Source organism: Erythrobacter sp. EC-HK427, assembly GCF_902498745.1.
Taxonomy (GTDB): domain Bacteria; phylum Pseudomonadota; class Alphaproteobacteria; order Sphingomonadales; family Sphingomonadaceae; genus Alteraurantiacibacter.
In genome coordinates, this window is sequence record NZ_LR701479.1 from 2,384,791 (window position 1) to 2,404,352 (window position 19,562).

16 protein-coding genes are annotated in these 19,562 nt (G+C 63.1%); 5 read left to right on the forward strand and 11 right to left on the reverse strand.

What is annotated here, in order from left to right; genetic code table 11:
* Positions 1–108 precede the first annotated feature (108 nt).
* From rnr to radA, 9 genes are all read right to left on the reverse strand, one after another.
* Entirely contained in the window at positions 109–2,388 is a 2,280-nt protein-coding gene (gene rnr, locus GC121_RS11775; protein ID WP_151974583.1) for a ribonuclease R, read from the reverse strand.
* A gap of 79 nt (positions 2,389–2,467) precedes the next feature.
* Positions 2,468–3,826, reverse strand: a complete 1,359-nt coding sequence (locus GC121_RS11780) for a M28 family peptidase (RefSeq protein ID WP_151974585.1) — start codon at positions 3,824–3,826, stop codon at positions 2,468–2,470.
* 49 nt (positions 3,827–3,875) lie between these two features.
* A complete protein-coding gene (locus tag GC121_RS11785; protein WP_151974587.1) occupies positions 3,876–5,420 on the reverse strand; it encodes an aminoacyl--tRNA ligase-related protein in 1,545 nt (514 codons plus the stop codon).
* A 79-nt stretch (positions 5,421–5,499) separates the two neighbouring features.
* Positions 5,500–6,066 carry a polyhydroxyalkanoate synthesis repressor PhaR gene (gene phaR / locus GC121_RS11790; RefSeq protein ID WP_151974589.1) on the reverse strand — a complete coding sequence of 189 codons (567 nt, stop codon included), beginning with the start codon at positions 6,064–6,066 and terminating at the stop codon, positions 5,500–5,502.
* 79 nt (positions 6,067–6,145) lie between these two features.
* The gene (alr, locus tag GC121_RS11795; RefSeq protein ID WP_151974591.1) at positions 6,146–7,192 is read right to left on the reverse strand and encodes an alanine racemase; all 1,047 of its coding nucleotides are present in this window, start codon (positions 7,190–7,192) and stop codon (positions 6,146–6,148) included.
* Positions 7,179–8,816, reverse strand: a complete 1,638-nt coding sequence (locus GC121_RS11800) for an MFS transporter (RefSeq protein ID WP_151974593.1) — start codon at positions 8,814–8,816, stop codon at positions 7,179–7,181. Before GC121_RS11800 ends, alr begins: the two co-directional genes overlap by 14 nt.
* Before the next feature lie 32 nt (positions 8,817–8,848).
* A complete protein-coding gene (locus GC121_RS11805) occupies positions 8,849–9,274 on the reverse strand; it encodes an iron-sulfur cluster assembly scaffold protein (protein WP_234421226.1) in 426 nt (141 codons plus the stop codon).
* On the reverse strand, positions 9,271–9,801 hold the full coding sequence (locus GC121_RS11810) for a CvpA family protein (protein ID WP_151974594.1): 531 nt from the start codon (positions 9,799–9,801) through the stop codon (positions 9,271–9,273). Before GC121_RS11810 ends, GC121_RS11805 begins: the two co-directional genes overlap by 4 nt.
* 12 nt (positions 9,802–9,813) lie before the next feature.
* Complete coding sequence (gene radA, locus GC121_RS11815; RefSeq protein ID WP_151974596.1) at positions 9,814–11,181, reverse strand: DNA repair protein RadA; 1,368 nt, start codon at positions 11,179–11,181, stop codon at positions 9,814–9,816.
* A gap of 109 nt (positions 11,182–11,290) precedes the next feature.
* Here radA and GC121_RS11820 point away from each other — a divergent pair, with 109 nt between their 5' ends.
* Complete coding sequence (locus tag GC121_RS11820) at positions 11,291–13,603, forward strand: patatin-like protein (RefSeq protein ID WP_151974598.1); 2,313 nt, start codon at positions 11,291–11,293, stop codon at positions 13,601–13,603.
* 9 nt (positions 13,604–13,612) lie between these two features.
* On the opposite strand, the gene dnaJ is transcribed toward GC121_RS11820, so the two are convergent.
* Both dnaJ and dnaK read right to left on the reverse strand, forming a co-directional pair.
* Entirely contained in the window at positions 13,613–14,740 is a 1,128-nt protein-coding gene (gene dnaJ, locus GC121_RS11825; RefSeq protein ID WP_151974600.1) for a molecular chaperone DnaJ, read from the reverse strand.
* A 72-nt stretch (positions 14,741–14,812) separates the two neighbouring features.
* Positions 14,813–16,741 carry a molecular chaperone DnaK gene (gene dnaK / locus GC121_RS11830; RefSeq protein ID WP_151974602.1) on the reverse strand — a complete coding sequence of 643 codons (1,929 nt, stop codon included), beginning with the start codon at positions 16,739–16,741 and terminating at the stop codon, positions 14,813–14,815.
* A 172-nt stretch (positions 16,742–16,913) separates the two neighbouring features.
* On the opposite strand from dnaK, the gene GC121_RS11835 reads away from it, so the two are divergent.
* The 4 genes from GC121_RS11835 to GC121_RS15350 all read left to right on the forward strand — a co-directional run bounded on the left by GC121_RS11835 (position 16,914) and on the right by GC121_RS15350 (position 19,556).
* Positions 16,914–17,438 (forward strand): copper chaperone PCu(A)C, encoded by a 525-nt coding sequence (locus GC121_RS11835; protein WP_151974604.1) that lies wholly within the window; start codon positions 16,914–16,916, stop codon positions 17,436–17,438.
* Complete coding sequence (locus tag GC121_RS11840) at positions 17,435–17,938, forward strand: vgr related protein (RefSeq protein ID WP_234421228.1); 504 nt, start codon at positions 17,435–17,437, stop codon at positions 17,936–17,938. Before GC121_RS11835 ends, GC121_RS11840 begins: the two co-directional genes overlap by 4 nt.
* Complete coding sequence (locus GC121_RS11845; protein WP_151974606.1) at positions 17,935–18,516, forward strand: hypothetical protein; 582 nt, start codon at positions 17,935–17,937, stop codon at positions 18,514–18,516. Before GC121_RS11840 ends, GC121_RS11845 begins: the two co-directional genes overlap by 4 nt.
* Positions 18,517–18,638: 122 nt before the next feature.
* On the forward strand, positions 18,639–19,556 hold the full coding sequence (locus GC121_RS15350) for a hypothetical protein (RefSeq protein ID WP_199857845.1): 918 nt from the start codon (positions 18,639–18,641) through the stop codon (positions 19,554–19,556).
* Positions 19,557–19,562: the final 6 nt, after the last annotated feature.

Here is a 19,562-nt window from a genome sequence, read left to right on the forward strand (position 1 = left end):
AGCCGCATCCGCGGCTTCGTCCTCGCTAGACGCGCTTCGCTCCGCTACGCGCCCGCTGCGGGCGGGCGGTCGCCCTTGCGGTCGCTAAAGCGACCGTGCGTATTTGCGCTACTTCTTCCCCCGCCCTTGATGGCGGATATTGCCCGGGCGGCCGCGTTTGCCGACCTGGTGCTTGCCCTGCCGGTCGCGCTTGGGCTTTGGCCCGTGCCGGCCGCCGCGCGGTTCGATGCGCTGCTCTCCGCCGCCTTCGGGCAGTTCGAATTTCAGCGCGCCGGTGAGCGGGTTCGCCTCGCCCAGTCGCAATTCGAGCATATCGCCCGCCGCGTAGCGGGTGCCGCTTTGCTCGCCGATCAGCGCGTGCGCGGCTTCGTCATGGCGGAAATATTCGCGGCCCAGCGTGCTGATCGGCACCAACCCGTCACCGCCCAGCCCGACAATCGTCGCGAAAAAGCCGAAGCTCTGCACGCCGGTGATGCGGGTTTTGAAGACCTCGCCCACGCGGCCAGAGAGCCACGCGGCGACATAGCGGTCGATCGTATCGCGCTCGGCCTCCATCGCGCGGCGTTCGGTGATGCTGATCGCATCGGTGATTTTGCCGAGATCGGCGCGGTCGTGGTCGGCAAGGCCACTGGTGTCGGGAATCTGGCCCTTGGGCGCGGGCTGCTCCAGCCCGTATCCATCCACCAGCGCGCGATGCACCAGCAAATCCGAATAGCGGCGAATGGGCGAGGTGAAATGCGCGTAGCTGCCCAGCGCCAGCCCGAAATGCCCCGCATTCTTCGGCCCGTAATAGGCCTGCGTCTGGCTGCGCAGCACCGCCTCCATCACCAGCGCCTTTTCCGCCGGATCGGCAATGTCTTTCAGCATCCGGTTGAACAGGCCGGGCGTGATGACTTGCCCCAACGCCAGCTTTTTGCCCAACGTTTCGAAATATTCGCGCAGCGCAATCAGCTTCTCGCGCGTGGGCGGCTCGTGAATCCGGTAGACCACCGGCTGCACCTTACTTTCGAGCGCCTTCGCCGCGGCGACATTGGCCGCGATCATGAAATCCTCCACCACGCGGTGCGCATCGAGCCGTTCGCGGATGGCGATTTCCTTGATCTTGCCGTGCTCGTCCAGCACCACGCGGCGTTCGGGCAGGTCGAGATCGAGCGGGTCGCGGTCGTTGCGGGCGGAGGCAAGCGCCTTCCACGCAGCCCAGAGGTTTTGGAGGTTCTCCGCCGCCTCGCCCCCGTCGATGCGGGCCTGCGCATCTTCATACGCAATCACCTCGTGAATCCGCACCAAGGCGCGGGTGAAGCGCCAGTCGGTCACTTGGCCCTTGGCGTTGATCGTCAGGTGGCAAGCCATCGCCGCCCGGTCTGCGCCCTCTTTCAGCGAGCAGACATCGGCTGAAAGCACTTCGGGCAGCATGGGAACCACCCGGTCGGGGAAATAGACCGAATTGCCGCGCCGTCGCGCTTCGCGGTCGAGCTTGCTGGTCGGGCGGACGTAGAAGGAGACATCGGCAATGGCGACGAGCGCGCGGAAGCCGCCCTTCCCGTCCGGCTCGGCCCAGATCGCATCGTCATGGTCGCGCGCATCGGCGGGGTCGATGGCGACGATGGGAAGATGGCGCAGATCTTCGCGGTGGTCTTCGGAAAGCGGGATTTTGGCGGCGTGTTCAGCCTCGTCGAGCACCTCCTGCGGGAAGGTGTGCGGGATGCCGTATTTGTGGATGGCGATGAGCGAGTAGCTTTTGGGAGCGAGCGGGTCGCCGAGCACTTCGGTGACTTTCACGCTGGCATTGCGCCCGCGCCCGGCCGGTTCGGCGAGGACGAGCTGGCCCTTTTCTGCCCCGCCCGTATCGCTGACTTTGGCCGAATTGCGGATCTTCTTGTCCACAGGCGCGAGCCACGCCTGCCCGGCCCCGTCAATCTCGATCACGCCGAGCATCGCGCCTTCTTGCGAGGGCAGTTTCTTCATCGGATGCGCCAACCAGCCGCGCCCGGCCTCCTCGGTGCGGGCAAGGATACGGTCACCCACGCGCAGCGCCGCCTGCTTCTTGCGTTCGATCACCCGCAGGCGAGGCGGCGGGGTGGCGTCGTCGGGCTGCCAGCTTTCGGGGATCGCGTAAGGCTCGCCCTCGTCGATTTCGACAATGCGCAGCACGGTGACCTTGGGCACGCCGCCCATGCGGGTGTACGCGCTGCGGCTCCCGTCGATCAGGCCTTCCTCGGCCATGTCTTTGAGCAGCGCCTTGAGTGCGATCTTTTCCTGCCCGCTCAGGCGGAAATGGCGGGAGATTTCGCGCTTTCCCGCCGGGCCGTCAGCGGTTTTGATGAATTCGAGGATTTGATCCTTCGAAGGGAGGCCTTGGAATTTGCGGGTGTTCGGGCGTTTGGACATAGGCTGGCATTACGCACCGGCTCGGTTTGTGTCGAGCAACGCTTTTGGCGCAGCGCCAGCGGCTCCTCGCAATGACGGCTTATTGGGAGTCATCTCCCTGAGGCAGCGGATAGAACTCCCCGCCGGGAACCGCGCTGGAGACGGGGCTTTCGCTGCCGTCCGCTGATACTGAACTGACGCCGAAAATCCAGTCATCGCCGCGATCGGGTGCAAGCGTCACGCTGATTTCCGCACCATCTCCGGCATCAGCAACCGTAAGGCGCTGGTTCCAATCCCGCTCATCCGTGCGGCGACGCCACACGGTGTACCCGGCAGCGCCATCCACGGGTTGCCATTCGAGCAAGACATCCGGACGCACGATCCCGTTCGCCGTAACCCTCGGAGGCATCGGAGCACGCGCCAGTCGGTCCGCCGCGCGGACGTTGAACTGCGTCACGCGTGCAAGATACGGAAAATCCATCTCCGCGATGGTGTCGCCATAGATCACACCGTTTTCGACCCGCAAATCCTGATGCTGGTGTTCGTAATCTTCGATGGCGACCGAGAAGCGGATGGCGGGATAGCCCCGGTCGAGGAACGGCAGGTGGTCCCCGCCTCGCCCCATGCGGTCGCTGCGCCATGTTTGGCGGACATCCAGCCCGTCCTCATATTGCGCAGCGAGCGTATCGAGCCAGCGTGAGAGGTTGCGGCTGGGGGAATCGTTCGCCCCGCCCATGCTGCGCATCCGCGCGCGGGTGGCTGCGTCGGCATCGGCGCGCACACCTTCGGAAAAGACGCGGACGTTTTCGGCATCGCACACCCCGTCCGATCCGCACGATCCGCCCACCACATCATTGTTGAGCACGGCCTTCACCGTCCACCCCTGTTCGGTGACATAATCGGCGAGCAGATTGCCGCCATACAGGCCCTGCTCCTCGCCGCTGAGCAATGCATAAATGATTGTCGTGGGGTAAATGTGCTGGCTGAGCACCCGCGCGGCCTCGATCGTCAACGCGCTGCCGCTGGCATTGTCATTCGCGCCCGGCGCTTCGACTTCGGCATCAAGCACATCGGAGCCGCGGCTGTCGATATGACCTTGGATGATGACGACCTCGTTCGGCCGTTCGGTGCCCCACTGGATGGCGATGGCATTGCGCAGCCGCACCGGCTCCGGAATGCGCCGTCCGCTGACTTCGGTTTCGATAAAGCGCGTTTCGAGACAGTCGCCGCAAGCCGCGCTCGCCTCGCGGAACTCGCCGATGCCCCATTCCAATGCCGCGCCGATGCCGCGTTCGGGATCGGTCTGGCTGGAGAGCGTGTGCCGCGTGTAGAAACCGACCATGGCCTCCACATCGGCGCGCAGGCGCTCTTCCGAAACATCGAGGCCGGGGTCTTGCTGCGCGCTGGCAGAGGCGAAGGGAGCGGCCAGAAGCGCCGCTGCTAGGATCGGGTAACGCATGGCGGCATGGTTCGCGCAAAAACGCGGCCCATGCAAGTGGCCCTAAGCCTCAATACGCCCGCGCGACGTAAATCCGTTCGTCCGCCAGTTCGCCGGTGAAGATGCAGCGTCCATCCGCAGGGGGTGTGTTCATGGGCACATTGCGGAAGGTGAGCTTGAGCGCTTTCAATTGCTCGACCACAGTGTCCAGCGCCTCGCCCGTCTGCTTTTTCCACTGCACTTTCACCCAGCCGGGATATTTCGCGCTTTCCCCGAAATGCGCGGCGAGCGCCGCCATATCGGTGATATCGTCGCGGATATTGGCATCGCGGCGGGCCTGCGCTTCAAGGAACAGCGCCGACTGGATGTCTTCCAGCAGCGCAGGAATCGCGTCCGCCGCTTCCTCGCGCGAGGGGGACTGGAACGCGGTCTTGCCCGTATCCAAATCCCACAGCGCATCGCGGCGCAGCAGCGTCACCACGCCGTTTTCCATATCGCGCCCGCCGACTTCGACAATCACCGGCGCGCCCTTGCGCACATAGTCCCAGCGCTTTGCCGCAGCCTTGCCGGGGCGGGTATCGAGCAGCACGCGCAGCGGCTCTTTCAGCGCGGTCTTGGTTGCCAAAGCAGCGCGCAATTCTTCGCAATAGGCGATCAGCGCGGCATCTTCGGGCTTGTCGCGCAGCATGGGGAGGATCACCACCTGGAACGGTGCCAGCGCAGGCGGCACGCGCAGGCCATCATCATCGCCATGCGTCATGATCAGCCCGCCGACCATGCGGGTGGACATCCCCCAGCTGACCGTATGGCACAAAGATTCCGAGCCCTCGGCGTTCTGGTAACGGATGTTGGCAGCTGTGGCGAACGTGGTGCCGAGATAGTGGCTCGTGCCCGCTTGCAGCGCCTTGCCGTCCTGCATCATGGCCTCGATCGACCATGTCTCCTTCGCGCCGGGGAAGCGCTCGTTTTCGGGCTTTTCGCCTGCAATCACGGGGATTGCGGCGTCTTCCTCGGCAAAGGCGCGGTACATTTCGAGTGCCATCATCGTTTCGGCCTTGGCCTCTTCCGCATCGGCGTGCGCGGAGTGGCCTTCCTGCCAGAGGAATTCGCTGGTGCGCAGAAACATCCGCGTACGCATTTCCCAGCGCACCACGTTCGCCCACTGGTTGAGCCGCAGCGGCAAATCGCGCCAGCTTTGCACCCAGCGGCTCATGGCGTCACCGATGATCGTTTCCGAGGTCGGGCGCACCACCAGCGGCTCTTCCAGCTTCGCTTCGGGATCGGGGATCAGCCCGCCCTTCCCGTCGGCAATCAGCCGGTGGTGGGTGACAACCGCCATTTCCTTGGCGAACCCGTCCACGTGTTCCGCCTCGCGGGAGAAATTGGCGAGCGGGATGAAGATCGGGAAGTAGGCATTCTGTACCCCTGCCCGCTTGATCCGGTCATCCAGCAGGCGCTGCATCCGTTCCCAGATGCCATAGCCCCACGGCTTGATGACCATACAGCCGCGCACCCCAGATTCCTCGGCCATATCGGCGGCGGAGATGACTTCCTGATACCATGCGGCGAAATCGTCCTCGCGCTTGGTGTTGAGGGCATGGCGGATGGCAGACATGGCTAAAGGGTCCCGTCCCGAGATGAAGCTGTGGTGAAAGGTATTGGCGCGACACGCGGCGCGTGTCGAGAAGGCGGAATTATTCCCCGAGCTGGTCGAGCTTGCGCTGCATTTCGGCCATTTGTGCGCGTAGCGTCGTGATATCCTCGCGCGCCGTCGGCTCCTCGGCTGATGCCGCTGGCTTGGGAGCCGCCGCAGCCGTGGGCATGAAAGCACTCGCCGCCGCGGTGAACATGGCCAGGTTTTGCTCGGCCATGCGCGCGAAAGCCTGCGGGTCCAAGCTGGCCTTGAACGCATCCTGCAAAGACGATTGGTTGCTCTGGAAATTGGCCATCGCCGCTTCGAGATAGGGCGGCATCATCGCTTGCATCGAATTGCCGTACATCCCGATCAATTGGCGCAGGAAGCTAACGGGCAGCATATGCTCCCCATTGGCCTCTTCTTCCATGATGATCTGGGTCAGGATCGAATGGGTGATGTCATTGCCCGTCTTGGCATCGAGCACCTGAAAATCGACCCCTTCGCGCACCATGCGGGCGAGGTCTTCCAATGTAATGTAGCTTGACGATTGGGTGTTGTAGAGCCGCCTGTTGGCGTACTTCTTGATGACGACCGTATCTGAGCTCGCTTCCGCCTTATCGGCCATGAAGAATCCTTTTCTCTCTCTTCGCTTGCCATCTTAGCACTTGCAGCACGAATTTTGCAATTGCGGGAGAGAACTTGTCCTAGTTTCTCGCAAAGCGTTGGCCAAGAACGGTTAGGACTTCATATTGGGAGAGGCCCGAACGGCGGGAGACTTCGGGCAATTCGCATGGGATTTCAAGGAAATCCCCTTCCTTGGCCGTGCTGTCGCTGGCATCGACGACAACCATGTCCATCGATACCCGGCCGAGCAGCGGCAGCGCCCTGCCTTCGTGTTGCAATGCACAGCCAAGCCCCATCTGGCGCAGGAAGCCATCAGCATAGCCGATGGAGACCGTCGCCGCGCGGGTCGGCCTCTGTGCCGTCCATGTGGCGTTGTAGCCGACGCAGTCGCCGGGGGCGAGGTGGCGGATTTGCAGGATGGCGGCCTCGGGAAAAGCGACTTGCCGGATGCGGCCCGCAAGCGAAGGATGCGGCACCCCGCCATACAGCGCGAGGCCGGGGCGCGTCAGATCGCAGGCGAAGTCCGCCCCGCGCGCTATGCCCGCCGAATTGGCAAGGCTCAGCCGCTTGGCCGGAACCGCCGCCGCCGCTTCACGGAAGCGTTGCAGTTGCAGCGCGTTGAGCGCGCTATCCTCGTCGGCAGAGGCGAGATGCGACATCAGCGTGTCGATGGCGAGTGCCCGAATGGCAGGATCGCCGATTTCCGAGGGCGCGATGCCCAGACGGTTGATGCCGGTATCGACCATCAGGTGGCACGGCCCTCCGCCGCTTGCCGACCACACTTGCGCCTGGTGCAGCGAGTTGATGACGGGAATGGCACCGGTCGCGCGCGCATAGGCGGCTTCCTGATCGTTTCGCACGCCATGCAGCACGCTGACGCTCGCCTGTCCCGCCAAAGTGCGGACGACTGCCACCTCGCTCCAATGCGCGACGAAGAAACTGCGCGCGCCCGCTGCCAGCAACGCGGGCACTGCTGCCTCCACGCCTACGCCATAGGCATTGGCCTTGACCGCAGCGCCCGTCTCCGCGCTGCCCGACAGCGCGTCGAGCATCCGCCAATTGTCGGCAATCGCTGTCTGGTCGATCCGCAGGCGCAGGCTGCGCGGCGGCTCCTCAAGCAGGGTCATCGGCAAAGTCTGTCGGCGGGCCGTCCTTAAGGCCCCACCATGCCACCGCGACCCCGAAGGCGACCACGACCCAGGTGTACCAGATACCCGAATAGATATCGCCCGTGCGCGCCACGATGATGCTGGAAATCAGCGGCAGGAACCCGCCAAGATAGCCCGCGCCGATGTGATAGGGGATCGACATCGAGGAATAGCGGATTTGCGCGGGGAACATTTCGGTCAACAGCGCGGCGACCGAACCGTAGGTCAGCGCGGACAACACGCCCAGCACCAGCAGCAGGCCGATAATGCCGAGAATACTGGCAAAGGGCGGCGACTGGCGTTCGAAATCGAAGCCATAGGGTGTCAATGCGGCGATGATGCCCTCGCTGCGCGCGGTGCCGCTATCCAACCAGTCCGCCCCGATGGGCAGCGGTTCGCCATTCACCGCAAGTCCAAGCGTATCCGCCTCTGCAATGGTGTAGCGCACTCCGTTCGCGGTCAGGGCTTCGAGGATTTTGCCGCAGTCGCTCTGTTGTGCGCCCGCCAGTTCGGCAAACGGATCGGTGGTGCATTGCTGCCCGCTCACCACCACCGGATTGTCGGTAGAAGCCTGCGCCAGTCCCGGATTGGCGAGCGAACCCATCGCCCAGAACACCGGGAACAGCAGCGCCAGCGCGCCCAGCGCACCGATGATAATCGGCTTCTTGCGCCCCACCCGGTCCGACCACTTGCCGACGATCACGTAGAACGCCATCGACAGGCTGCCCGCGATCAGCAGGATCCATTCCACCAGCCCCTGTTCCATCCGCATCGGCCCGCGCAGGAAAGACAGGCTGGAGAAGAAAGCGGTGTACCAGATCGTGGTCAGTACGCCGGTGATCCCGAACAGGGCGATGAAAATGCGCTTTTTGTTGCCGGGATAGGTGAAGCTTTCGACGAAGGGGTTGCCCGCCATCTTGCCCGCCGCCTTCATCGCCTTGAACACCGGGCTTTCGGACAGTTTCAGCCGCATCCACAGCGAAATGCCGAGCAGGATGATCGAGAGCAGGAACGGAATGCGCCAGCCCCACGCCACGAAATCCTCCTCCGGAATGAGCGCGCGGCAGGCGAGCACCACGAGGATCGACAACACGAAGCCGCCGACCACGCTGGCCTGGATAAAGCTGGTGTAGAAGCCGCGCTTTTCGGGGGGCGCGTGTTCGGCAACGTAAATCGCCGCTCCGCCATATTCGCCGCCCAGCGCGAGGCCCTGGATAATGCGCAGGCAGATGACGATGATCGGCGCGGCGATCCCCGCTGTTTCCACCGTAGGGATCAGGCCCACGCCCGCCGTCGCAACGCCCATCAGGGTTACCGTGACGAGGAAGGTGTATTTGCGGCCTAGCTTGTCTCCCAGATAGCCGAACAGGATCGCCCCAATGGGCCGGAAGGCGAAGCCGACCGCGAAGGTTGACCACACCAGCAGCAGGCCCAGCGTTTCGTTGTCGACATCGTAAAACGCGTCTTTGAGAATGTAGGCCAGCGTGCCGTAGATGAAGAAATCATACCATTCGAACACGGTGCCCGCGCTGCTCGCCGCGATGACGAGGCGGATTTCCTTGGCGCTTGGCTGATGTTCGGCGATGGCTGCGGTGTCCTCCATTGGCTCTCCCCTTGGGCTCTTTTGCGAGCGGGTTAGCGCGAAGCGGGGACGCTGGAAAGTGCTTCGCGCGCGGCCTTCCACGGCAACAGCATCGCGCCGTGGCGCGCGGGATAGTCCAGCGCGGGCGCGACCAGATCGAGATCGGGCCAATCGGGTTGCGCGCCCTCGCCCGCCAGCCATCCTGCGAGCGCATCATGCGCCGCTGCGATGGCGCTCTCGCTACGGCCCGGCGCATGGCGCGCGAAGACCGCAGCGGCGGCTTGCCCGACGGCGCAGGCGCGCGCTTGCAAGCCGATCCGGGCGATCAGGCCATCTTCGGCCAACGCCAGCTGGACAGTGACTTCGGAACCACAAGTGGTCGAGCGCGCCCGCCCCTCTGCGCAAGGCGCTGGCAAGACCGGATACTGCGCCAGCTCGACCGCGGCGGCGAGCATGGCGGGCGTGTAGAGCGCGCTCACTCCGCGCTGTCTTCCACGGCTGGTTCGCTTTGCAACTGCTCGCGCCGCTCGTCGATCAGCTGCACCATCGCCCGCGATCCTGCATCGACCAGCTGATAAGTGCGCGCCTCGGTAATCCACTGCGGACGGCCCTGCGCGCCCCACACCGTGTCATAGCCGAGCACCAGCAGTGAGAAGGCGATGACGGTAATGATAATCCCTTTCATCGCGCCGAAGCCGAAGCCGAGCACGCGATCAATCGGGCCGAGCACCGAATTGCGCGATTTGCGCCCCGCCATGCTCGCGATCAACTTCATCCCCGCATAGGGCACCAGCAACAGCAGCGCGAAAGCGAGGATGCTCGCGGTGATGGGCGAGCCCATGTAACCGAAAATCGCCGCCGTCAGATCGGTATGCAAATAACGGATGGCGAACACGGCGAGCAGCCACGCGGCGAGCGAGAGCACTTCCTGCACGAAGCCGCGCATGAAACCGGCAATGGCGCCCACTCCCACAAGCAGGAGCACGATGATGTCGAAACCCGTCATAGCTCCAGCGATTTAGGAGCCTGCCATCACCCGGTCAACGAGCGCGGACACTCCGGCGATGTCTTTATACCCGAGCGATGCCACATCCTGCGCGCCGTCCACGGGGCCGCAGGCGCTGGCAAAGCCCAGCTTCGCCGCCTCGCGCAGCCGCAGTGAGGTGTGCGCAACGGGCCGCACTTCGCCCGAAAGCGCCACTTCGCCGAGCCAGATTCCGCTTGCGGGTAGCGGCTTGTCCGCCAGCGCGGAGATCAGCGCCGCGGCTACGGCGAGATCGGCAGCGGGGTCAGACAGGCGATAGCCGCCCGCGACGTTGAGATAGACTTCTGCGGTGGAGAAGCTCAGCCCGCAGCGCGATTCGAGCACCGCGAGCAGCATTGCCAGCCGTCCGCTGTCCCACCCCACCACCGCGCGGCGCGGGGTTGCGCCCGATTGCAGACGGACGATGAGCGCCTGGATTTCCACCAGCACGGGCCGTGTGCCTTCCAGCGCGGGGAACACCGCGCTCCCGGCAATCGGTTCCTCCCGCCCCGATAGAAACAGCGAGGACGGGTTCGAAACTTCCTCCAGCCCCGATCCTTCCATCGCGAACACGCCAATTTCATCGACCGCGCCGAAGCGGTTCTTCAAGGAGCGCAGGATGCGATACTGGTGGCTGCGTTCGCCCTCGAAGCTCATCACCGTGTCGACCATATGTTCGAGCACGCGCGGCCCGGCGATATTGCCGTCCTTGGTCACATGGCCCACCAGCACAAGGCAGGTGCCGGTCTGCTTGGCATAGCGGATCAGTTCGAACGCGCTCGCGCGCACCTGGCTGACCGTGCCGGGCGCGCCTTCGATCATGTCCGAATGCATGGTCTGAATCGAATCGACCACCAGCAAATCGGGCGCGCCATGGGTGCCGAGCGTCGTCAGAATATCGCGTACCGAGGTTGCCGCCGCGAGCCGGAGCGGTGCATCGGCAAGGCCCAGCCGCTTGGCGCGCATCCGCACCTGCCCGGTCGCTTCCTCGCCGCTGACATACACAACATCGCCGCCGCTCTTGGCGATCTTGGCGGCGGCTTGCAGCAGCAGGGTCGATTTGCCGATGCCCGGCTCCCCGCCCATCAGGATCGCGCAGCCCGGCACCAGCCCGCCGCCCAGCGCACGGTCAAATTCGGCAAGGCCCGTCGTCCGCCGATGCAGCGGCTTGGTCGGCGCATCCAGCGCCTCGAACACAATCGAGCGCCCGCCGGTGGAAAGATCATGCTTGGCCGCAAACGTCGTTTCCGGCGCATCCTCGACCAGCGTGTTCCATTGCTGGCAATCGCCGCACTGGCCCTGCCAGCGGGTCGCGACACTGCCGCATTCGGTGCAGACATAGCGTTTTTTGGGCTTGGCCATGTGCCCGCTCTAACCGGAACATAAATGGAACGCAAGGCCACCTGAAAACCGCGCAAAAGCACCATCGCCATGCTTTGCCCGCCTGTCGCTTTGTGCCACAGTCTGGCCCATGCGGCAGAAAGAGTTACGCATTGCCTTGGTGTGTTACGGCGGGGTCAGCCTCGCGGTCTATATGCACGGGGTTACCAAGGAAATCTGGAAACTCGCCCGCGCCAGTCGCGCTTTTCACGAGGCGGACGCCCCCGTGCAGGAGGGCGTCGAAGGGGTCTACCTCGCTCTCCTGCGCCGGATCGAGAGCAGCTACGCCCTGCGCCTGCGGATGTTGCCTGACATCATCACCGGCGCCAGTGCGGGCGGGATCAATGCGGTGTTCCTCGCCCAGGCGATCCATTCGGGCCAAAGCCTTGAGCCGCTGACCGAGCTGTGGCTCGACAATGCCGATGTCGAAAAGCTGGTCGATGAAGAGGCGCGGCCATGGTCGGATATGGCGTCCAAGCCCTATATGCGGCCCTTCGTGTGGTATCTCACCAACCGCCCGGGCAATGTGGTGAACGAGAATGTCGCCAAGGAAACGCGTTCCGAAGTGCGCCGGAAGATTTCCAGCCTGGTGCGGGGGCGGTGGTTCGAACCGCCCTTTTCCGGCCCCGGCTTCACGCGGCTGCTGTATAATGCGCTGCAAGCGATGGCCGAGCAGCCACACGAGGCGCCGCTGCTGCCGCCCGGCCATCCGGTCGATCTGCTGGTGACTGCCACCGATTATCGCGGCCACAAGGAGCTGCTGCGCCTCAACAGTCCGCCGGTCGTGGAGGAAACCGAGCACCGGATGCCGGTGTGCTTTCGCTCGCCCGCGCCCGTTTCCGGCGGGGAAGATCTGGCGCATAAGTGCGAGCTGACATTCGCCGCGCGCGCAACCGCGAGTTTTCCGGGCGCTTTTCCGCCGATGGGCCTTGCCGAAGTCGACGCGCTCGATCCCGGCGGGTGGAGCAACCGCCCGAACTTTCTGCGCCGCATCATGCCTGCCCATGTCGAGCGGGGCACGGTTGACCATGTCGCGCTGATCGATGGATCGGTGCTCAACAATGCACCGTTTGAAGGCGCGATTTCGGGGCTTGGCGCGCGCCCGGCGCAGCGTGAGGTTGACCGGCGCTTTGTCTATATCGACCCCTCTCCCCGGAAAAGGGCGATGGAGCGCGGCGAGGCGGTGAAGCCGGTCGGCTTTTTCGGCGCGATCATCGGTTCCATCTCCACCATCCCGCGCGAACAGCCGATCCGCGACAATCTGGAAGTACTTGAGCAGCAGACGCGCGAGGCGCACAAGCTCCGCGATATGGTCGCCGCCTTGCGTCCCGAAGTCGAAGGTGCGGTGGAAAAGCTGTTCGGGCGCACGCTGTTCCTTGACAAGCCCACGTCCAAGCGGCTCGCCATCTGGCGCGGGCGGGCACAGGCGGCGGTGGTGGAGCAGGCGGGCTTCGCTTTCCAATCCTACGCGCAGGCGAAACTCTCCGGCATTATCGAGCGGCTGGCCGAACTGGCGGTGCGCTCCGCCCCTGCCGCTGATGCGGTGAGCGCGCGGCAAGTGGAACTGCATTTGCGCCGGACAATCGAAGCGCGCGGTCTGGGCAAAATCGTGCATGGCAAGGGGAGCGTGAACGAGACGGCGGTCGCCTTCTTGCGCGATCACGATCTTGCCTACCGCGTGCGCCGCTTGCGCCTGTTGGCGCGGCGGCTGTCGCGCGAATGGGATGCCGATCCGGACATTCCCGACGACGATCTGGAGGCAGCGCGCGAGCAGGTCTACCGCGCGCTCGCGCTGTATTTCGAGAAGGAAGCGGCGGAGAATTTGGGGGACGGCTTTGCCGAAATCGCCGCGCGGGCGAGCGAGCAGCCGGAACTCTACCTCGCCGAACTCGCCCGCCGCCGGGCCTTGCGCGAGGCGGATACGGCGGCAGAGGAAATTCTGGCCGAAGCAATGCAGGCGATGCCCAAGGATTTGCGCCGCCGCGTGCTGCTCAGCTATCTCGGCTTTCCGTTTTACGACGTTGCCACTTTGCCGCTGCTGCGCAATGAAGGGCTGACCGAATTCGATCCGGTCAAGGTTGACCGCATCAGCCCGGACGATGCCACCACCCTGCGCGAAGGCGGCACCGAGGCAACCCTGCGCGGCACCGAATTCTTCAATTTCGGCGCGTTTTTCAGCCGCTTCTATCGTGAGAACGATTACTTGTGGGGCCGTTTGCACGGCGCGGAGCGGATGATTGACCTCGTCTGCTCCACCATTCCCGGCGGCTTTGCCGATGCCGAACGATTGGCCTTCAAGCGCGATACTTTTCTGGCGATCTGCGAGGAAGAGGCGGCGCGCGGCCTGTGTCGGCGCAGCCTGGTGGAGGAGTTGCGGGCGGAGATTGTGGCGAAGCTGGGCTGAGGCCCTGTCCTAGCCTCCGAACGCATCCTTCAGCTTGTCGAAAAAGCCACGGCTCTGCGGGCATTCCTCGCCCGTTTCGGTTTCGCGGAATTCGCACAGCAATTCGCGCTGGCGGCTGGTGAGCTTGGTGGGTGTTTCCACCTGCACCTCGACCACCAGATCGCCGCGCCCGCGCCCTTGCAGCACTGGCATCCCCGCGCCGCGTTTGCGCAATTGCTTGCCCGACTGGATGCCGGCGGGAATTTCGATTTCATGCGTCTCGCCGTCGAGCCCGGGGATCGCGATCGTGTCCCCCAAAGCAGCAGTGGTGAAGCTGACGGGCACGCGGGTGAACAGCGCGGTGCCTTCACGCTCGAACACTGTGTGCGGCTTCACATGGACGAAGATGTAGAGATCGCCCGCCGGTGCGCCGCGCGGCCCCGCCTCGCCTTTGCCCGTCAGGCGGATGCGCGTTCCGGTATCGACGCCTGCGGGGATATCGACCTGCAAGGTCTGCATCGTATCGCTGCGCCCTTCCCCACGGCAAGAACGGCACGGCGCTTCGAGCACTTCGCCCGAACCGCTGCAATTGGGGCACGGGCGTTCGATGACGAAAAAGCCCTGCTTGGCGCGCACTTTGCCCGCGCCATGGCACAGCTCGCAACGGCGGCTTGACGTGCCCGGTTCCGCGCCGGAGCCGGAGCAGGTTTTGCACGCGGTGGAGACTTCGACTTCGATCTCGCTGCTTTTGCCGTGGAAGGCATCTTCCAGCGAAATCTGCATATCATAGCGCAGGTCGGCCCCGCGCCGTGGTCGCGCCCGGCCGCCGCCGGTTGTACCGCCAAAGGCGCTGCCGAAAATCGTTTCGAAAATATCGCCCAGATCGCCGAAATCCTGCCCGCCCATGCCGCCGGGCCCGCCGCCGCCATTCTGGAAAGCGGCGTGGCCGTAGCGGTCATAGGCGGCGCGCTTCTGCTCATCCTTCAGGATGTCATAGGCGGCGCTGATGGCCTTGAAGCGCGCCTCGGACTCGGCATCGCCCGGATTGCGATCGGGGTGATACTGCATGGCGAGCTTGCGGTAGGCGGATTTGATGGTCGCCCCATCGGCATTGCGCGCGACGCCCAGCAGTTCGTAGAAGTCGATTTCGGCAGACATTGGCAGACCCCTAAAGCGCACCGCCACCGACGCTATGGGCGTCGATGGCGGCCAGCTTTTCCATCGTCAGACTTACGACTTGTTCTCGTCGTCGACTTCGGTGAATTCGGCCTCGACGACCTCTTCATCCGCTGTCGCCGTGTCTGCCGCTGCCGCATCGGCGGCTGCATCGGCACCTTCGGCCTGCGACTTTTCGTAGATCGCCTGACCCATCTTCATCGCCGCTTCGGTGAGCTTCTGGCTCTTGTCCTTCATCACCTCGACGTCGTCGCCTTCCAACGCGGTCTTGGCTTCGGCCAAAGCGGTTTCGACTTCACCCTTGATCGCGGCGTCAACCTTGTCGCCGTTTTCGGTGATCTGCTTTTCGGTGGCGTGCACCATGCTGTCGAGATTGTTGCGGACTTCGGCGCTTTCGCGGCGCTTCTTGTCTTCATCGGCAAACTTCTCGGCATCCTGCACCATCTGTTCGATATCGGAATCGGTCAAGCCGCCCGATGCCTGGATGCGGATCTGCTGTTCCTTGCCGGTGCCCTTATCCTTGGCGGACACGTTCACGATGCCGTTCGCGTCGATATCGAAGGTCACTTCGATCTGCGGCACGCCGCGCGGTGCAGGCGGAATACCGACAAGGTCGAACTGGCCGAGCAGCTTGTTGTCCGCCGCCATTTCACGCTCGCCCTGCGAAACGCGGATGGTCACAGCGTTCTGGTTGTCTTCCGCCGTCGAATAGACCTGCGTCTTTTTCGTCGGGATCGTGGTGTTGCGATCGATCATGCGGGTGAACACGCCGCCCAAAGTCTCGATACCCAGCGACAGCGGGGTGACATCGAGCAGCAGCACATCCTTCACATCGCCCTGCAACACGCCCGCCTGAATGGCAGCACCCATCGCGACAACTTCATCGGGATTGACGCCAGTGTGCGGCTTCGAACCGAAGAACTCTTCTACGATCTCGCGCACTTTGGGCATACGGGTCATGCCGCCGACAAGGATCACCTCGTCAATGCCATCCTTGGAAACGCCGGCATCTTCCAGCGCCTTCTTGCACGGCTCGAGCGTGCGCTTGATAAGGTCGCCCACCAGCTGTTCGAGCTTTGAACGGGTGATCGTCTCGACCAAGTGCAACGGAGTGGAAGAGCCATCTTCCATGCGCGCGGTGATGAATGGCAGGTTCACTTCGGTCTGCTGGCTGCTCGACAGCTCGATCTTCGCCTTTTCGGCAGCTTCCTTCAGACGCTGGAGCGCAAGCTTGTCCTTGCGCAGATCCATGTTTTCCTTCGATTTGAACTGGTCAGCCAGATATTCGACAATCACATTGTCGAAATCTTCGCCGCCGAGGAAGGTATCGCCATTGGTCGACTTCACTTCGAACACGCCGTCGCCGATTTCGAGAACGGAGATATCGAAGGTACCGCCGCCAAGGTCATATACGGCGATGGTCTTGCCGTCGTTCTTGTCCATGCCATAGGCCAGCGCGGCGGCGGTCGGCTCGTTAATAATGCGCTCGACTTCGAGGCCCGCGATCTGGCCGGCATCCTTGGTTGCCTGACGCTGTGCATCATTGAAATAGGCGGGCACCGTAATCACGGCCTTGGTCACCGTTTCACCGAGATAGCTTTCGGCGGTTTCCTTCATCTTTTGCAGGATGAAGGCGGAAATCTGGCTGGGGGAATAATCTTCACCGCCTGCATTGACCCAAGCATCGCCGTTCTTGCCCTTGACGATGTTGTAAGGGACGAGATCCATATCCTTCTTGGTGGTCGGATCTTCAAACCGGCGGCCGATCAGGCGCTTTATCGCGAACAGCGTGTTGTCCGGATTGGTCACGGCCTGCCGCTTGGCGGGCTGGCCGATCAGACGCTCACCATCCTTGGTGAAGGCGACAATCGAAGGCGTCGTGCGCGCACCTTCGGAGTTTTCGATAACCTTGGGCTTGCCGCCTTCCATCACGGACACGCAGCTGTTGGTGGTGCCAAGGTCAATACCGATAATCTTGCTCATAATTCCCCATCTCTTTCATATTGGACGCTGCGCTTTCGGCCTCCCGCCAGTCCGGCAAAGCCACTCGGCAGCTCATAAAAGCTGTGTAACGAGGGCGGATATAGGCGCGCTTTTGCTTGGCACAAGGGACGCTTGCCCCTAGAAAATCGGCAATGTCTTACGGGGAAACACAATGATGATGAAGCATGGTTTGAACAGATTCGCGGTGCTGGCAGGTGCGCTGGCACTCGCAGCGTGCGGCGGTGAAACAGAGGCTCCGGCTGAAGTTGCAGGCGACTGCCCGCCGGGGATTACGGTGACCGATGGCTGGCTGTCGCTGCCTGCAGTGGAGGCGAATCCGGGCGCTGCTTACTTCACCATCAGCAACACCGGTGAGGATACATACATGATCCGTGCTGCCGAAGTGCTGGGTGCCGAAAGCGCGATGATGCACGATACCGGCACCTGGGCGATGGAAGTGGTGATGAACGAGCTGCCGCAAGTCGGCCTCGCACCGGGAGACACCGCCGTGTTTGAGCCGGGCGGTAAACACATCATGGCCATGGGCATCGGCGCAGGTGTTGCGGCTGGCGGCGAAACCGAAGTCACGCTGACCTTTGCTGGCGGGGACAAGTGCAGCTTTACCGTGCAAGCCTATCCGGCGGGCGAAACGCCCGAAGGCTTTACGCCCAGCGGCGAAGGCGACGACGCGGCGTGAGCGAAGGCGCGGCGCTTGCCTGCCCCGTGGGGGGTGAGCGCCCGCTGACACCGGGCGAAATCGCCCTCGCCCGCTCCATTTTCGGTCGCGCCATCGACTATACCAAGGTCACGATCAGGCGGCGCAAATGGGCGTTTTTCCAACCCAAGCGGGTGACCATGGCGCCGCGCGGCCATATCCATTTCCACCCGCTGGGCGAGGTGTATTGCGACGATTTCTCCAGCGCCCCGCTGCACCGGCAGGCGCTGTTCATTCACGAAATGGTGCATGTCTGGCAAACCCAAACCCGCGGTGACTGGTATCTGGTCACCCGCCGGATGCCGTGGGCGCGCTATGACTACGCGCTGAAACCCGGCTGGAAGCTGGAGGAATACGGAATCGAACAGCAAGCGCGCATCGTCGAACACGCCTTTTTGCTGCGCAACGGGATCAAGCTGCGCGGGGTTGCGGATGCCGCGGCGTATGACCGGCTGGTCGATTTTCCCGGCGCCACCGGATGAGTGATTTCGAATTCATCTTCGTGCTCTACGCGCTCATCCTCGGCCTCTCACTGGTCGAGCTGCTGGGCGGGTTCGGGCGCGCGCTGGAACTGGAATTTGCCCGCGATGCCGAAGGGCGGGAGAACGGCTTCAAAATCGGCTGGCTCACCCCGCTGATGGCGCTGTTCGTCATGATTGATCTGATGTCGTTCTGGATGTTTGCCTGGACGATCCGCCCGTTGATTACCGTTTCGGCCCCGATGCTGCTGGGAGTCGTCGCTTTTTCCAGCGCCTATTATCTCGCCGCGCGACTGGTTTTCCCCACCGACCCCGAGCGTTTCCGCGATCTCGACACGCATTATTTCCGCGTCGCGCGCACGATCTTCGGCATCCTGATCGCGCTGGTTTTGGTGCAATGGGCCTATCTGTTGTCGCTGGAGAATGTCCGCGATCAGATCATAACACCGCTTTCCATCGGTGTGACAGTGTTTTTCATATTCCTGATGGGCTTGGCAATGCTATGGCGCAACCGTCACGTGCAGGCAGTTTTGCTGGTTGCGTTGATCGTGCGCTACCTGATCTTGTATCTGGTCGTTTGACGCGGTTGCCAGCTTAACGGGAGATTGAACGGACAATACACAATCGGTTAACGTGGCCGCTTGCACACAAGCGGCAGGTCGCAGCCAACAAGAGACGAAGACCATTAGGGGGTAATCAAAAAATGAGGACTGTATTTACCGTTTCCGCTGTGCTCGCCGCAGCCATCGCCGGGCCCGTTGCCGCACAAGACATCAGCGCCAATGCGACCTACGAAACCGTTACGCTGCGCGGCGGGTTTGCCAACGATCCCTATGTCGTGCCGGTCACTTCGGGTGGCCTCACCGATATCAGCTACATCGATGGATGCCGCGGCTTTATCGCCACCAATCCCGATGTGCGGCTGTATTTCGAAGCCGGTTCGCTGCCGCTGATCCTTTCGGCGACGTCGGATGCCGACACCACCATTGTCATCAACGGGCCGGACGGCAACTGGTATTGCGATGATGATTCGGGCGGCTATCCCAACCCGATGGTGCAGTTCTCGCCCGCCATGTCCGGCCGCTATGAAATCTGGGTCGGCACCTATGGCGGCACGGACAACTATCCCGCCACCGTCAACATTTCCGAATTGTATGGCCCGAGCGGCGATATGTATGTTGACGACATCTATATGGACGTGCCGATTCCGAGCAGCGGGCCGGATGTGAATGCCGATCCGATCTTCGAAACGGTTAACTTGCGCGCTGGCTACACGCCTGATCCCTACATCGTTTCGCTCGCTTCGGGTGGCACCAACGATGCCTCGATGGTTGCCAGCGGATGCCGTGGTTACATTGCCACTGCGCCTGACGTGCGGCTCAACTACTCCGCCGGCTCGCTGCCGCTGATCCTCTCGGTCAATTCGAATGCGGACACCACGCTGGTGGTCAACGGGCCGGACGGCAATTGGTATTGCGATGATGATGGCGGCAACGGCCTCAACCCGTCGCTGCGTTTCGGCAGCCCGATGTCGGGCCGTTATGAAATCTGGGTAGGCACCTATGGCAGCACCGATAACGCTGCCGCAGACCTGCACATTTCGGAGCTTTACAGCCAGTAAAGTTCC

Excerpts from the sequence above, each read along its gene's own strand:
- rnr (WP_151974583.1), bottom strand. The coding sequence starts at position 2,388 with ATGTCCAAACGCCCGAACACCCGCAAATTCCAAGGCCTCCCTTCGAAG.
- GC121_RS11780 (WP_151974585.1), bottom strand. The coding sequence starts at position 3,826 with ATGCGTTACCCGATCCTAGCAGCGGCGCTTCTGGCCGCTCCCTTCGCC.
- GC121_RS11785 (WP_151974587.1), bottom strand. The coding sequence starts at position 5,420 with ATGTCTGCCATCCGCCATGCCCTCAACACCAAGCGCGAGGACGATTTC.
- phaR (WP_151974589.1), bottom strand. The coding sequence starts at position 6,066 with ATGGCCGATAAGGCGGAAGCGAGCTCAGATACGGTCGTCATCAAGAAG.
- alr (WP_151974591.1), bottom strand. The coding sequence starts at position 7,192 with ATGACCCTGCTTGAGGAGCCGCCGCGCAGCCTGCGCCTGCGGATCGAC.
- GC121_RS11800 (WP_151974593.1), bottom strand. The coding sequence starts at position 8,816 with ATGGAGGACACCGCAGCCATCGCCGAACATCAGCCAAGCGCCAAGGAA.
- GC121_RS11810 (WP_151974594.1), bottom strand. The coding sequence starts at position 9,801 with ATGACGGGTTTCGACATCATCGTGCTCCTGCTTGTGGGAGTGGGCGCC.
- radA (WP_151974596.1), bottom strand. The coding sequence starts at position 11,181 with ATGGCCAAGCCCAAAAAACGCTATGTCTGCACCGAATGCGGCAGTGTC.
- GC121_RS11820 (WP_151974598.1), top strand. The coding sequence starts at position 11,291 with ATGCGGCAGAAAGAGTTACGCATTGCCTTGGTGTGTTACGGCGGGGTC.
- dnaJ (WP_151974600.1), bottom strand. The coding sequence starts at position 14,740 with ATGTCTGCCGAAATCGACTTCTACGAACTGCTGGGCGTCGCGCGCAAT.
- dnaK (WP_151974602.1), bottom strand. The coding sequence starts at position 16,741 with ATGAGCAAGATTATCGGTATTGACCTTGGCACCACCAACAGCTGCGTG.
- GC121_RS11835 (WP_151974604.1), top strand. The coding sequence starts at position 16,914 with ATGATGATGAAGCATGGTTTGAACAGATTCGCGGTGCTGGCAGGTGCG.
- GC121_RS11845 (WP_151974606.1), top strand. The coding sequence starts at position 17,935 with ATGAGTGATTTCGAATTCATCTTCGTGCTCTACGCGCTCATCCTCGGC.
- GC121_RS15350 (WP_199857845.1), top strand. The coding sequence starts at position 18,639 with ATGAGGACTGTATTTACCGTTTCCGCTGTGCTCGCCGCAGCCATCGCC.